The organism is Pantoea sp. SOD02 (assembly GCF_024707505.1).
Taxonomy (GTDB): domain Bacteria; phylum Pseudomonadota; class Gammaproteobacteria; order Enterobacterales; family Enterobacteriaceae; genus Pantoea; species Pantoea symbiotica.
In genome coordinates, this window is the sequence record NZ_CP102604.1 from 3,586,522 (window position 1) to 3,599,056 (window position 12,535).

At 51.6% G+C, this 12,535-nt stretch carries 17 protein-coding genes; 3 read left to right on the forward strand and 14 right to left on the reverse strand.

The genetic code is table 11. The features are described from left to right. Positions 1-59: 59 nt before the first annotated feature. Genes NR302_RS16545 through NR302_RS16555 form a run of 3 tightly spaced genes read right to left on the reverse strand, consistent with a single transcriptional unit; the run spans position 60 to position 2,616 of the window. Positions 60-710 carry a terminase endonuclease subunit gene (locus NR302_RS16545; protein WP_258143981.1) on the reverse strand — a complete coding sequence of 217 codons (651 nt, stop codon included), beginning with the start codon at positions 708-710 and terminating at the stop codon, positions 60-62. 3 nt (positions 711-713) lie between these two features. After that, on the reverse strand, positions 714-1,769 hold the full coding sequence (locus NR302_RS16550) for a phage major capsid protein, P2 family (RefSeq protein ID WP_258143982.1): 1,056 nt from the start codon (positions 1,767-1,769) through the stop codon (positions 714-716). A gap of 16 nt (positions 1,770-1,785) precedes the next feature. Then, a complete protein-coding gene (locus NR302_RS16555) occupies positions 1,786-2,616 on the reverse strand; it encodes a GPO family capsid scaffolding protein (protein ID WP_258143983.1) in 831 nt (276 codons plus the stop codon). A gap of 141 nt (positions 2,617-2,757) precedes the next feature. Here NR302_RS16555 and NR302_RS16560 point away from each other — a divergent pair, with 141 nt between their 5' ends. Next, positions 2,758-4,524, forward strand: a complete 1,767-nt coding sequence (locus NR302_RS16560; RefSeq protein ID WP_258145213.1) for a terminase ATPase subunit family protein — start codon at positions 2,758-2,760, stop codon at positions 4,522-4,524. Further along, positions 4,525-5,562 carry a phage portal protein gene (locus NR302_RS16565; protein WP_258143984.1) on the forward strand — a complete coding sequence of 346 codons (1,038 nt, stop codon included), beginning with the start codon at positions 4,525-4,527 and terminating at the stop codon, positions 5,560-5,562. A 29-nt stretch (positions 5,563-5,591) separates the two neighbouring features. Here NR302_RS16565 and NR302_RS16570 read toward each other — a convergent pair whose 3' ends face one another. The 11 genes from NR302_RS16570 to NR302_RS16620 all read right to left on the reverse strand — a co-directional run bounded on the left by NR302_RS16570 (position 5,592) and on the right by NR302_RS16620 (position 12,085). Beyond that, positions 5,592-6,242, reverse strand: a complete 651-nt coding sequence (locus NR302_RS16570; protein WP_258143985.1) for a hypothetical protein — start codon at positions 6,240-6,242, stop codon at positions 5,592-5,594. Then, positions 6,239-6,667, reverse strand: coding sequence for a hypothetical protein (locus tag NR302_RS16575; protein ID WP_258143986.1), 429 nt, complete (start codon positions 6,665-6,667; stop codon positions 6,239-6,241). Before NR302_RS16575 ends, NR302_RS16570 begins: the two co-directional genes overlap by 4 nt. 12 nt (positions 6,668-6,679) lie before the next feature. After that, positions 6,680-7,786 carry a hypothetical protein gene (locus tag NR302_RS16580; RefSeq protein WP_258143987.1) on the reverse strand — a complete coding sequence of 369 codons (1,107 nt, stop codon included), beginning with the start codon at positions 7,784-7,786 and terminating at the stop codon, positions 6,680-6,682. 298 nt (positions 7,787-8,084) lie between these two features. Beyond that, positions 8,085-8,342, reverse strand: a complete 258-nt coding sequence (locus NR302_RS16585) for a hypothetical protein (RefSeq protein ID WP_210082113.1) — start codon at positions 8,340-8,342, stop codon at positions 8,085-8,087. Positions 8,343-8,454: 112 nt separating this feature from the next. Then, positions 8,455-8,643 carry a hypothetical protein gene (locus NR302_RS16590; protein WP_049850574.1) on the reverse strand — a complete coding sequence of 63 codons (189 nt, stop codon included), beginning with the start codon at positions 8,641-8,643 and terminating at the stop codon, positions 8,455-8,457. Positions 8,644-8,744: 101 nt separating this feature from the next. Continuing rightward, the gene (locus NR302_RS16595; protein WP_258143988.1) at positions 8,745-10,754 is read right to left on the reverse strand and encodes a replication endonuclease; all 2,010 of its coding nucleotides are present in this window, start codon (positions 10,752-10,754) and stop codon (positions 8,745-8,747) included. After that, the gene (locus NR302_RS16600; protein WP_258143989.1) at positions 10,747-11,064 is read right to left on the reverse strand and encodes a DUF5405 family protein; all 318 of its coding nucleotides are present in this window, start codon (positions 11,062-11,064) and stop codon (positions 10,747-10,749) included. Before NR302_RS16600 ends, NR302_RS16595 begins: the two co-directional genes overlap by 8 nt. Continuing rightward, a complete protein-coding gene (locus NR302_RS16605; RefSeq protein ID WP_258143990.1) occupies positions 11,061-11,288 on the reverse strand; it encodes a TraR/DksA family transcriptional regulator in 228 nt (75 codons plus the stop codon). Before NR302_RS16605 ends, NR302_RS16600 begins: the two co-directional genes overlap by 4 nt. Then, the gene (locus tag NR302_RS16610; protein ID WP_258143991.1) at positions 11,288-11,518 is read right to left on the reverse strand and encodes a DUF2732 domain-containing protein; all 231 of its coding nucleotides are present in this window, start codon (positions 11,516-11,518) and stop codon (positions 11,288-11,290) included. Before NR302_RS16610 ends, NR302_RS16605 begins: the two co-directional genes overlap by 1 nt. 67 nt (positions 11,519-11,585) lie before the next feature. Further along, positions 11,586-11,924 (reverse strand): DUF5347 domain-containing protein, encoded by a 339-nt coding sequence (locus NR302_RS16615; RefSeq protein WP_258143992.1) that lies wholly within the window; start codon positions 11,922-11,924, stop codon positions 11,586-11,588. Next, complete coding sequence (locus NR302_RS16620; RefSeq protein WP_258143993.1) at positions 11,888-12,085, reverse strand: phage filamentation protein Fil family protein; 198 nt, start codon at positions 12,083-12,085, stop codon at positions 11,888-11,890. The genes NR302_RS16615 and NR302_RS16620 overlap by 37 nt, the downstream gene beginning before the upstream one ends. A 37-nt stretch (positions 12,086-12,122) precedes the next feature. On the opposite strand from NR302_RS16620, the gene NR302_RS16625 reads away from it, so the two are divergent. Beyond that, the gene (locus tag NR302_RS16625) at positions 12,123-12,374 is read left to right on the forward strand and encodes a hypothetical protein (RefSeq protein WP_258143994.1); all 252 of its coding nucleotides are present in this window, start codon (positions 12,123-12,125) and stop codon (positions 12,372-12,374) included. Positions 12,375-12,535 lie beyond the last annotated feature (161 nt).

Here is a 12,535-nt window from a genome sequence, read left to right on the forward strand (position 1 = left end):
TTGATGCGGCGCTGCCTGTCGCCACCCCGTGCCGCCCCGCGCGTGGGCACGTCCGGTTATCAGCTGGCGTTGCGGATTTTCCGCTCCAGCTGCTCAATGTCTTTTTTCACCCCGCAGCGCTCGTCGAGCTGCATGGCCTGCTGCAGATGGTTCAGCGCGGAAACCGGCTGGCTTTCACGCAGCACCCAGCCGAGCGACTTATGCAGGCGGGCGCGCGACTGATCGGGCATATCCAGATCGCCAATCACGTCGAGCGTCTGCATCAGCAGTCCGGGGTCAAAGTCGTTTTTTGCCACAAGGGCGTTTTTTGCGGCGTCAGCCATCTCCTCGGCCAGCAGCGTCTGCACGTTGCGGTTAAAGCCCTGCGGCATAGACCAGCCGTGGCGGGTAGCGTGGCGGCCAATCTTGAGCGCCCCGGCATAATCACCGGCATCAATGCGCCACAGCATTACGTACATCAGCACGTCGTCCTGCTGCGCGCCGTCGGCGGCCAGCACGCCATCCACCCACGGCACGTATTTCGGCAGGACTTCCACCTTGATTTCGGCCTTCTTCACGGTGGACTGAATGCCCTTAAGGCGGCGGCGGTCTTCGCCAAGCTGCATCAGCATCAGCTCATAGCCGCTGGCGTGGCGAACACTGCCGCCCTGACGGGCGGCCTGTTCAGCCTGGACGCGCTGGCGGTGCTGCCGTGCGGGACTCAGGCTCATTGATTACGCTCCCGCGCCAGCGTTTGCTGAGAAGTCACCAATGGTGATGTTTTCAACCAGCGCGGCGCAGCGGTAGTCCTCAACCACATAGGCCTCATTGACCGATTCAAAGTTTTCAATGCGGTCACGTTTCGGGTTGTCGATGAGTGAGCGGCGGCGGGATTCTTCCTGCCAATAAATCGACAGGTTATCGAGGCGGGTGATCAGCACCGCATTAGCCGGGAAGTACGGCGCGCGCACCGCCTGCAGGCCGCCCATGCGTTTCTGGCTGATGATGAGATCGGCGGCCAGCTTGTTGGTGTTGTCCTGCTCGTTGTTAACCAGCGGGAAATACTTGTCCGCCAGCAGCTCGCGGCCACAAATGACCACCAGTTCGTCGTCATCCTGGAAAATCGGGTCAATCAGCTCGTTAACCGCATCCATCACCAGCGCGTCGAGGTTGGCATATGCGCCGCCGTTACCCACTTTCACCGGCTCGGCGGTGGTTTCGCCGTCTTTGGTGACGCTGCCCAGCACGTTGTCCGGCGCATCCTCACGCACCTTCTGCAGCCAGCCTTTATTCACGTCCTGCAGCAATGGGTTGGCGGTGCGGTTGGATGTTTTAGCGCGGGCAATACCGTTAAAGCCGATCATGATGCGGTCCAGCGCCTGACGCTTGACGATGGCGTCACGGATGCGTGTCTGGAAGTCCTGAAATTTCGCCCACAGGTCCAGCTTCGCGTAGGTCAGCGCTGTGTCAAAGTTGGTCTGCTCGCAACGGTATTCAACATCCGTCATGACCGTCGGATCGGTTGGCTCACGGTCTTTAGCCGTGGTGTCGGTGGTGCCAGCAATGGTGCTGCCGACGCCAAGCCCCAGCAGTTGGCCGGATTGCTCAGGCACGCCGATCACGTTGACCAGCGTCAGGAAGGCCGCCGACTGCTGAATGGTGTCTTCCAGCGTCTGCGCCACTGATGGCTCAACGTTAAACTTGCTGGACAACTCTTCAACCGGCACGCCGTTGAGTTTTGCCAGCTGCATCAGGTAGGCGTTGAAGGCAAAGCGGGTATTCTTTTTCATTGGATATGCTGCTCCTTTAGCAGTTGGTCATGTTCGCGGCTGGCGCATTGCCACCCGGCGCGCGCTGGCGGTAATCGGCACGGCTGTCTTCACGGCCCAGCTGTTGCTTTAGTTCGGTGAAATCGTTCACCTGTGTTTCCAGCAGGGATTCAAGCTTGCTCAGGCGCTCCGCCTGCTCGTCCAGCGCCTTGTCGGTGCGGGTGCTGAATTCCTGATGCTCGGTAGCAACCAGCTCAACCGCCTGATGCACGTCAGAAAATCGCGCGTCATCGGACAGCTGCTTTTTGCTGAACAGCGCGGTGATGCGGGCAAACAGCGCGGGCTTGTCCTCCACCTCTTCCAGCTCGATCGCAGTTTCAGTGGCGGCGGTGAACAGGTTTTCCGGGTGCTGTTTGCGGTTTGCCAGCGGGTTGTGTTGCGCGCTGGCGCTGAAGGCCAACATTTCGGTGCCGAGACTTGCCGGGTCGTCGGTGGCAGCCAGGCCAACCAGGTAGGCTTTGCCGGTGTCGGCAAACTTGGTGCTGACTTCCATGGAGGTGAAAAGCTTCTGGCCCTGCTTTACCAGCGCCACAAGAGAATCCGTCGGCAGGATGTCGGCATACAGCGCCAGCTTTCCGGCCAGCGGACCGTCGGTGATCTCCTCGGTGCCCAGCGCGCTTACCGTGCCGTAACGGTTAAAGGTGCTGTCTGGCGAGTACGATTTGATGTGTTCCAGATTGATGGTCGCGGTGTAAACCGCCGGGTTGTAGGCGGCGGCCATCTGCTCCAGCCATTCGCGGGAAATTTCACGCCCGTCCGTGGTGGCACCTTCCACCCCGATACGAAAACGCTTTGCTTTAACTGCCATAGGTCAGGCTCCGTTGGGTAAATCGCTTTGAAGCCTTATGTTTGCGGTTCAGAGGGGGTCAAACAACGCGGACACATTGTGCGGGCAGCCACACAACGGGAGACGGCAGAAAAGGGATCGGCGGGGCCGTATTTTGTGGCCATGACAACGACACTCGCCCCCGAAGACCTCGATCCCCGCAGGCAGGCTATGCTGCTGTACTTTCAGGGATACCGTATCGCCCGCATTGCTGAAATGCTGGGAGAGAAACCCGCAACCGTTCACAGCTGGAAGAAGCGCGACAAGTGGGGCGACTACGGCCCGCTTGACCAGATGCAGCTGACCACCGCCGCGCGTTACTGCCAGCTGATCATGAAGGAGACAAAAGAAGGGAGAGACTTCAAGGAGATTGACCTGCTGGCGCGTCAGTCCGAGCGCCATGCCCGCATCGGCAAGTTCAGCAACGGCGGCAACGAGGCGGATCTCAATCCGAACGTGGCGAACCGCAACAGCGGGCCGCGCAAGCCGCCGGAAAAGAACGTGTTTACCGACGAGCAGGTGGAGAAATTACAGGAGATTTTCCACGACTCGATGTTCGGCTACCAGCGCCAGTGGTGGGACGCGGGCAACAAGCACCGCATTCGCAACGTGCTGAAGTCGCGCCAGATTGGGGCCACCTACTATTTTGCGCGTGAGGCGCTGCTGGATGCGCTAACCACCGGACGCAACCAGATTTTCCTGTCAGCCAGTAAGGCGCAGGCGCACGTTTTCAAGCAGTACATCATTGAGTTCGCAAAAGAGGTGGACGTAGAGCTGAAAGGCGACCCGATGACGCTCAGCAACGGCGCGTGCCTGTACTTCCTCGGCACCAACGCCCGCACCGCGCAGAGCTATCACGGCAATCTGTACCTGGATGAATACTTCTGGATCCCGAAGTTTCAGGAGCTGCGCAAGGTGGCGTCCGGCATGGCGCTGCACAAGAAGTGGCGGCAAACCTATTTTTCCACCCCGTCCAGCCTCACGCACAGTGCCTATCCGTTCTGGTCCGGCGGCCTGTTCAATCGGGGCCGCGCCAAAGCGGACCGCGTGGACATCGACCTGTCGCACATGAACCTGTCGCCGGGCCGCTTCTGCGATGACGGCCAGTTCCGCCAGATTGTCACAGTAGAGGACGCCGTGCGCGGCGGCTGTAACCTGTTTGACCTCGACCAGCTGCGCCTCGAATACAGCCCGCCGGAATATCAGAACCTGCTGATGTGCGAATTTGTGGACGATCTGGCGTCCGTGTTCCCGCTGCAGCTGCTGCAGAAGTGCATGGTGGACAGCTGGGAAATCTGGAGCGACTTCGAAGCGCTGGCGCTGCGGCCGTTCGGCTGGCGTGAAGTGTGGATCGGTTATGACCCGGCGAAAGGTACGCAGAATGGCGACAGCGCCGGGTGCGTGGTGATCGCCCCGCCTGCCGTTCCGGGCGGTAAGTTCCGCATTCTGGAGCGTCACCAGTGGCGCGGCATGGACTTCCGCGCGCAGGCCGAGTCCATCAAAAAGCTGACGCAACAGTACAACGTGACCTATATCGGCATCGATTCCACCGGCGTCGGCCTCGGCGTGTACGAGAACGTGAAGATGTTTTATCCAGCGGTGAAGGAGTTTGTTTATAACCCGAACGTGAAAAACGCCCTGGTACTAAAGGCGTTCGACATCATCAGCAGCGGGCGTCTGGAGTTCGACGCCGGACATCTCGACATCGCGCAGTCATTCATGGCAATCCGCCGCGCCACCACGGCCAGCGGCAACCGCCCGACCTACGAAGCCAGCCGCAGCGAAGAAGCAAGCCACGCCGATCTGGCGTGGGCGACCATGCATGCGCTGGCAAATGAACCGCTACAGGGCGAAGCCGCCCATACCGGCAACATCATGGAGATTTTTTAAATGAGCAAACGCAGGAACCGCACGCGCACGCAGCCCGTGCAGCAGGAACTTATGACCGGCAGCCCGGCGGCAGAAGCGTTCACCTTTGGCGACCCGGTGCCGGTGCTGGACCGCCGCGAGCTGCTGGACTACGTGGAATGCGTGGTCATGGATAAGTGGTACGAGCCGCCGGTGAGCTTTGACGGGCTGGCACGCACGTTCCGCGCCGCCGTACATCACAGCTCGCCGATCAACGTGAAGCGCAACATTCTGACCAGCACCTTCATCCCGCATCCGCTCTTGAGCCAGCAGGCGTTCAGCCGCTTCGTGCAGGACTATCTGGTGTTTGGCAACGCCTACCTGGAGAAGCGCACCAACAGGCTCGGCGGCGTGCTGGCGCTTGAGCCGGCACTGGCTAAATTCACGCGACGCGGCACCGACTTAGACACCTACTGGTTTGTGCAGTACGGCATGAACACGCAGCCCTACGAGTTCACCAAAGGCAGCGTGTTTCACCTGATGGAGCCGGATTTAAATCAGGAAGTTTACGGCCTGCCAGAATACCTTTCGGCGATCCCGTCCACCCTGCTAAACGAGTCTGCAACGCTGTTTCGTCGTAAATACTACCTGAACGGCAGCCACGCCGGTTTCATCATGTACATGACCGACGCGGCGCAGAATCAGGAGGACGTAAACAATATCCGCCAGGCAATGAAGAGTGCCAAGGGGCCGGGCAACTTCCGCAACCTGTTTATGTACTCGCCGAACGGGAAGAAAGACGGGATTCAGATCATCCCGCTGTCAGAGGTGGCTGCTAAGGATGAGTTTCTGAATATCAAGAACGTGAGCCGTGACGACATGATGGCCGCGCACCGCGTGCCGCCGCAGATGATGGGGATTATGCCGAATAATGTGGGGGGATTTGGTGATGTGGAGAAGGCAAGTCGAGTCTTCGTTCTTAATGAATTGATTCCTTTGCAAAAAAGGATTTACGAGTTAAATGAATGGATTAGAGATGAAGTGATAAAGTTTGAAGATTACAACTTATTATTTAAATAGATACATTAAGCTCGGACTTTCCGAGCTTTTTATAAATCTGGATCTATTGGTTTATGGTGGAGAACAACTGGATAATGTACCACTTGATAATTTAGTTTTGTAACAGTGTGCATATGCTGACTATAGAAAACCAGTGGATTTTTCTCACAAGCATTGACATCAACTTTTTTGCAAGCATGAATTCTGGGAGCATTCTTTGTCAAAAAACCTTTCCAAGAAGCCATCATATCTGAGCAAAGTTTATTTTTGGTATAAATAATAAGTCCACCAGAAGAACTGTTTACTGTTCCGGTGCTGTAACGTTCGGTAAGCTGAGCATAACCTTTAAAAAGATAACGATATGATGAATGTTTTTTTGCTTCACCATGCCAGATGAAGTCACCAATTGTTATAGATATATCACAATGTCCACGTTGATTCTTTTCGTGACTTGCATCAATTCCCAGATGTCTATTTTCAATATGTGAAAGTAAGAAAAGGGTTAATTGGTCCTCTGACAAATCAAACGTTATCTTATTGCTATTTTGCTCGAGTTTACTTACTGCATAATCCAGCTCTTTGCGAATAAAAGAATTGAAATTTGCATGCGAGCACAAAGCGAACTGAACTCTTTGAATTGCATAATGAACTTTACTAAGTTGAAAGTCATTATCTAAATCATCAAGATTCATTGACATCATTCAGGGACCCTTTTGATATTACAAACAGTAAAAAAAGGGAACACATATTTTTTATAATCGCGCACTAACTCGCCGGTATAAGGATGCTCTAATAAATTACTTTCATTAGCATCAATAACGTCGGCTAGGCTAAGATTAATTGGGTCGTAATGGTCATCTATGAACTGATAATTTAACTTTAAGAAATTAATTTTTGGACTGCACAATACCTGAATAGCGGAATACAAATCAGATTTATCGTAATTAAAATCATTTTTTATATTCTTTCTGGTTATATCAAAAAGCAGATTGTAACTAATAAAAGTATTAGGCGAACGACGTGCTAACTCGCTGAGTTTTTCATGAAGCAGGCAAGCCAAAGCCTCGGCTTTAGGGCTTTCTGAGCAGACTTCATGTATGGTCGTATGCAAGTTAGCATCCTTCATTTTGATCTCCAGCTATAGTATCAGCTTCGTGAGAGTTTCAAAATCCTCTCTTGAGATGCATTTGCTCAGTATAGCAAAGTTTATCGGCGTTCCAGCGCTTCCATGAAGATAGCGACGGAGTGTTCCAGGAATGATTAACTCTACATTATCAGCTAGTTGTAATAACGGATTTTCCCTTTCAACTCTAATGCCGATTCGATACAAACCTATGTTACCTACGGCTTTAATACCTTCAAGATTAAAGATATCATGCCTTAAGTCTTTGTTAGAATCATTTTTCTTTTCTTTGTGTGTGGTGCCTTCAGGAGTAAGAAAAGATAGTTCGAACACCTTATATTCCAAGAGTGAAAAGGGCTTTTCTTCTTGCTTAAAAATTGGTTCGATGAGTGAGAAAAAGTCTCGTTCTTCGGACTCAAAACCGAACCCAGCAATGTTATAAAGTTCTCGAATGACCGTACCCTTGGCAAAAAGTAAACTTTCTCCAGCTATATTATTCCCAGCATCAATCAGCACGTGGATACTTGAGTTGATCTTATCAAAAATACACACATCAAAGCATTGAAGCTTTTCTTTTTTCGTAGCTATTATCTCATCATAATTACTATATTCAGGGATATTTTTAGGGGATATCTTTTCCCTAATTTTTTGCTCACGAACAGAACTAAAAAGAACTAATGACTGCTCATCGCTTTCAGAATAATGAATAACATCCAATCCATTTTTATTAGAGTTAATAATATCTTGCTCACTGAGAATAACATCAGACACTGACTCAGGATGCGATGCGACGTCCCAGTCAAAGTTTAATACTTTTGTTAGCTTGCTAATTACACTCTCATGAACTTTGAGACTGAAAAAGGCTTTATCTCCATATACCATTTGACCAAAAATCAAATTATTAATTGATTTTATTATCTCTTCAAATTTATCAACATTTCTTTCTTTAAGAGATGCAAGCTCCTCAATAATTTTCAAATGAGTTGCATCTCTACCTTTGCCACGCGCAAGACCTAAAGCAGAAATGATAGGTTTCGCTACATTCCATGGAAATCTTGTGACTAACGTCATTATTGATTTCATTTCTGCTTCACTAAGTACTGCCGGGACAATGCCTGTCATGTTAATTACCTGTCGAGAGTTCAACTGATGGTTGATGGCGAAAATTCTTAAAATAATTTTACAATTTACCCCATCATTAGAAAATGTTTCAAGCTTAAGCCACTTTTAATCACAATATCCTCCCACTATCAGCGAAACCTTCAGGCGCGCGCTCGTACCCCCGCCACGCCTGCCCGCTTTATGATGCGGTTTTCATGCACCTGCATAACATAAACGAAAGCCCGCCAGAACTGGCGGGCCGAGGGTAAAGCGATCCTTTTCGGATCATGCGAATTCATGCGGCATAGTCATGCACTCTTCACTCCAGTTTGAAGTCGTCCACAGAAGCGAGTTTGTGGGTGCCAATTCCTTCTGCTTCATTCAGAAAATCCATGCCCTGCCGTAAAGAAATGGGATATGGAATCTCAAGCATGAAAACGAAGTCGTAGGTTTTACCGAGCCAGTAACCACCGCCGCATTCTTTCGGCCGTTGGAAAAACACCCATTCACCTGGCTTGTAGTAAGTGAGTACCTCACCTCGGTAAACGATCTGGAATTTTTCGGGATTTTTAGCCATGGCTTAACGCCTCGCAACTCTCGTTATGTTCGGACTCACCTTCCGTAAGCATCCCGGCGTGATATGTAGCTTCCATCCGATCACATCTTGCTACGCGTGACATCTGAAAAAACTAATCTGAAGCGTGCATCATGCGCGAATATTCGTGGCTTCTGACTTTCCGCATCAGCTCATCGGTCAGTTCAGAGACCCACTGAATGGCAAGCTGCTTCTCGTCATCCGTGCAATCACTAGCAGCAACAAGTTTCATAAATAAATCAATACGCTGGAGCTTCATCGACTCCAAAAAATAATCTTGCATATTCCCTCCGCACAATGAACAACTGGTTATACGTACAGTATATTATGAGTTTCGAAATGTGAAATGTTTTTTTACCTTCCGTGAGAAATCCTCTGGACTAATCAGATGGTTATCTTTTGTTCCTGAAGTCTGCCGTTTCGGTAAAACAGCCGCATTCGCGCGCCGGAATTTATGCTGCACCCTCGGGAAAGGAGGCTAATTTCCTCTTCATGCCCCTCAAAACCACGGGCTTTTAGTTCCAGCTCTAACCGCCGGCGCTCCGGCCCCGTACAGTTATTGACAGAACTCCAAGGGGCGGCGATGCCGCCAGAAGGGCCAGCCTCCGCTGACGCATCGGCTAATTTGGCAACCGCTTCCCACTTCACCAGACGCGTAAATACTTCAGAATCTTGATAGTGAGGCGAGTAGATGCCCTGAACGCGCTGCACATCCTCCGCGTATTCGTTGCCCATTTCGGTAATCTCGTAGCAAAGGCGGATCACCAAATCATCACGTGCGACCAGCGGGCCACCCTGCGCCATGGTGTAAGACGCCCAGCAGCTGGCAACAGAAGCAGACGCCAGCACGGCGTCCATCTTCTCGTTTGGTAGGCGCGTATCGCCGAGACGGCGCAACTCGCGCCAAACAGTGACCGGCGCGCCGCCAATCTGCTGAAACTGGCGGATGCGCCAGCGAGACGCCCACGCGCAAACGGCTTTCGCCATATCACGCATGTTTGAGCCGGTTTCATCGTCCTTTTCGCCGTCCATTGCAAAGCCGTCGATATTTTTGGAGATGTATTTAGCGATGTAACCCGTGGCGCTGCCTTTGGTGGGATCGATAGGCTCAGCGTGAAAACGCGCTTTGCGCGCCTGCGGCGTGCTCAGTTCGTCGGCGTCTTCTTTGCTGGCATGCTCACGCATGATCTGCTGCACACACTCGCGATGTTCCGGCAGCATAAACAGTAGCATGTGCCAGTGTGGCGTGCCGTCATGATGCGGCTCCACCACGCGGAAACCGAAAACATGGATTTCTTCGCGTGACAGCGCGGCGCGAATGCGCGCCCAAACGCGGCATAAATAGCGCTGCGTATCGCGTGGGCTTGAACCGTTCCATTTGGTAATGAAACCGCCCTGGCTATAAACGGAGTGATAACGCGACGGCGCGGTGATTGTGTAAAAGTCCCCTACGCAGCCGGTTTCGTTGGCGATGTCTTCAAAGCCACGCATTCTAGTCATCAACTCGCGGCGGCGCATGGCCGGGTTCGCGGTGCTGCGGTTGACCATCTCATCCATCGCGACACGATCACCGGTCTCTTTGTTCATCAGGTCGTAGCGTTTGAAGAACTCGCGATTGCGTTTCTTCTGCTCGACCCATTCCGCCAGTGTGCCGCGTGAAACGTAAGGTGAAGCAGATTTTTGCACCTGCCCAACAGCGATTGCCATATGCTCACGCTGGAGATCACGCATCTGCTTAAGACGGCCGCGCCACCATTCAGGCGCCATCATGCGCAATAAACCGGATTGCGCCTTGCGCAGACTCAGCTCACCTTTGCAGGCTTTAAACTCCGCCCAATATGGCGGCTGCGTGCCGGTCAATGCGGCCAACTCAGCGACGTAGCGATAAGCAATGCAGGTTATGGTTTGCTCGTCCGCTTCCTGCGGCATTGAGGTTTTATCGACAAACTCAGCCAGGCTAAGCGAAAGATAGGATGCGACTTTATAAGCCAGATCGCGCACGTCCTGCCGGTCAAGCATGGGCAGACGATCAAGCAGCTTTATGAACGGCAGTTCATGTTGAGCGGCTTCATCAAGGCGATAGCGACTGCGAACCAGCTGCAGGCGTGGCAATACGTTCTGACCGATAGTCTGGCGCAGAAACGCATTGGCCCGACGGCGGCCATTATTTGCTGAGAGGATTTTGCTGTAGCGATCGGCAAAGTAACCTGCCAGATAATCCGGCATATTTTGCAGATATTGGCTGCGCCAGTTGTGGTCCTCTGGATTCACATTCCAGAGACGGCGCTCAGAAAGGGACATATCCGCCGGAGCGGACATGCCAAAGACTTCACGCCGCTGCTGATTTACGGCGTGATATTCACCAGTAAGGAGATCAGGAAGACTTTCAGACATGCGCGGCCTGAAGTTCAGCCAGCTCTTGCACTGCAGCCTCGACCAACTCAGCAATGCGGCGAGTTTCCGCTACAAAGGCCGCAGTTGTTTTCATCTGGCCGTGCAAAACATGGCGACCAATGACATCAACAGCCAAATCGCGCATGAGGAGCACTGCCGACTCATATACGGCCATGGTTTGCGGCACGCGCTGACGGACACCATCAACCTCAAGCCAGCTGAATTTCTCCAGCACCAACTGTTGCGGCCTGCCCGGCTCACTGGATTTCAACGCGCGCACTGCATAGCGATCATCAACCGGGACTCTCAAAGCGCGCCTCCTTTGTAATGCACGCTTTTCAGTTCGCTAATCTCTTTGCAGGTAACGCATAGCTCGACACCCGGCAATGCTCGGCGACGTGCTTCTGGAATAGCTGCATCGCATGACAGGCAGAAAAACTCACTCGCTCCTGCAGGACGGTGAATAGCCGTTGCCAGGTTGCGCGCCAGTTCTTCCTGAACGCGCTGCTGAACCAGATCCATTGAGTCGGCCATTAGAACGCCACCTCGATTTGCGCCTGTAGCTTTTCAACTTCTTGCTGTAGCAGCTCAGCAGCTTCAACGCATGACATCTCATCACGGCGAATAATCCAAGCCAGCATTTGAAGGCGAGAGATCATTAATTCCGCACGGTTTTGACGCTCCTCTTTACGTGCGTAATTAAGCATCATATCGAGTTCAATATGCGACTTAGTTTGTTTGGTTTGAGAGGTATTATTCAGCATGTATTCTTTCCTTGTTTAGGCAAAGTGAATCCCGGCGGGTTTACGCCATTTAATTTCTTTGGGTTAATTAGTTTGGAAGTGTTAGCTTCTTGGGAAATAAACTCACGACTGCGCGAAAGTGATTCATTGCACCTATCAGCGCGGAAATTTCGTCACTCGTCAATTCACTGTATTCAACGTTGTGACGTTCTTTATTGATGTTTGCCAAAAAGAAAATGGCACTCATCGCCCGGTTATTTTTTTCGTACTGTGGATCACGAGTATTACGCATATCACTAATGAACCGCTTTAGCTCATTACCGCAATCGCCGTACATCATGGTGCGAAGTGCGGCAATATGATTAAGCGCGCTAACTCGCTGCCCGGCGCTCATTTGAACAGTGATGCTTTCAGCTTTGTAAGCCATGTCGTTTTTTTCCTGTTGCCAGTTAAACCTGCCAGCAATTCGGCTTGAGAGTTTGCCGGATGCCAGCGCCTGCCTTCGTCATTCATAATCCAGCCGTGACCAAAGTGTGGAAGCTGCTGGCTTGGAGACTGGCGTTTCAAAAACCTCACAAAAACCTGCATAATTGTTCCCCTCTGCATGGAACGTAACGAGGACGCGATGCTTAACGAAAAAGAGATAGAACGCTTTGAACTCCTTGAGGAAGAAATTCACAAGCTACGAACTGAAACCAAAATCCAAAACTTAGTTATTTCGGGACTTCTTAATTGCCTCTTTAGTGATAATTCTAAAGATCACTCTCTTTTCTATTCTGCTATTCGTGAAGAACTACAAAAGGTTCAGCACGGTTCAGATATGCACCACGAATGTGTAAAAGGTGTTGAACGTTGGGTTGGTAAATACAACAGCTAACATTCAATAAGAGGTGATATTTTATTGCGTATCACTTCTTTTACTTTTTCACCGCGAAATCTTGTTCCATCATTCAATGTGAAGAAGTAACTCCCATCACATGTTATTGAAGGAAAACATATTGCAACGTCAGAGCTTTTCACTTCAGCCTGCCGCCCCTT

What these genes read in the sequence shown, in the direction of transcription:
- NR302_RS16575 (WP_258143986.1), bottom strand. Translation starts at nt 6,667, where the DNA reads ATGAAGGATGCTAACTTGCATACGACCATACATGAAGTCTGCTCAGAA.
- NR302_RS16545 (WP_258143981.1), bottom strand. Translation starts at nt 710, where the DNA reads ATGAGCCTGAGTCCCGCACGGCAGCACCGCCAGCGCGTCCAGGCTGAA.
- NR302_RS16625 (WP_258143994.1), top strand. Translation starts at nt 12,123, where the DNA reads ATGCTTAACGAAAAAGAGATAGAACGCTTTGAACTCCTTGAGGAAGAA.
- NR302_RS16565 (WP_258143984.1), top strand. Translation starts at nt 4,525, where the DNA reads ATGAGCAAACGCAGGAACCGCACGCGCACGCAGCCCGTGCAGCAGGAA.
- NR302_RS16585 (WP_210082113.1), bottom strand. Translation starts at nt 8,342, where the DNA reads ATGGCTAAAAATCCCGAAAAATTCCAGATCGTTTACCGAGGTGAGGTA.
- NR302_RS16615 (WP_258143992.1), bottom strand. Translation starts at nt 11,924, where the DNA reads ATGGCTTACAAAGCTGAAAGCATCACTGTTCAAATGAGCGCCGGGCAG.
- NR302_RS16595 (WP_258143988.1), bottom strand. Translation starts at nt 10,754, where the DNA reads ATGTCTGAAAGTCTTCCTGATCTCCTTACTGGTGAATATCACGCCGTA.
- NR302_RS16590 (WP_049850574.1), bottom strand. Translation starts at nt 8,643, where the DNA reads ATGCAAGATTATTTTTTGGAGTCGATGAAGCTCCAGCGTATTGATTTA.
- NR302_RS16620 (WP_258143993.1), bottom strand. Translation starts at nt 12,085, where the DNA reads ATGCAGGTTTTTGTGAGGTTTTTGAAACGCCAGTCTCCAAGCCAGCAG.
- NR302_RS16550 (WP_258143982.1), bottom strand. Translation starts at nt 1,769, where the DNA reads ATGAAAAAGAATACCCGCTTTGCCTTCAACGCCTACCTGATGCAGCTG.
- NR302_RS16570 (WP_258143985.1), bottom strand. Translation starts at nt 6,242, where the DNA reads ATGATGTCAATGAATCTTGATGATTTAGATAATGACTTTCAACTTAGT.
- NR302_RS16560 (WP_258145213.1), top strand. Translation starts at nt 2,758, where the DNA reads ATGACAACGACACTCGCCCCCGAAGACCTCGATCCCCGCAGGCAGGCT.
- NR302_RS16555 (WP_258143983.1), bottom strand. Translation starts at nt 2,616, where the DNA reads ATGGCAGTTAAAGCAAAGCGTTTTCGTATCGGGGTGGAAGGTGCCACC.
- NR302_RS16610 (WP_258143991.1), bottom strand. Translation starts at nt 11,518, where the DNA reads ATGCTGAATAATACCTCTCAAACCAAACAAACTAAGTCGCATATTGAA.
- NR302_RS16605 (WP_258143990.1), bottom strand. Translation starts at nt 11,288, where the DNA reads ATGGCCGACTCAATGGATCTGGTTCAGCAGCGCGTTCAGGAAGAACTG.
- NR302_RS16580 (WP_258143987.1), bottom strand. Translation starts at nt 7,786, where the DNA reads ATGACAGGCATTGTCCCGGCAGTACTTAGTGAAGCAGAAATGAAATCA.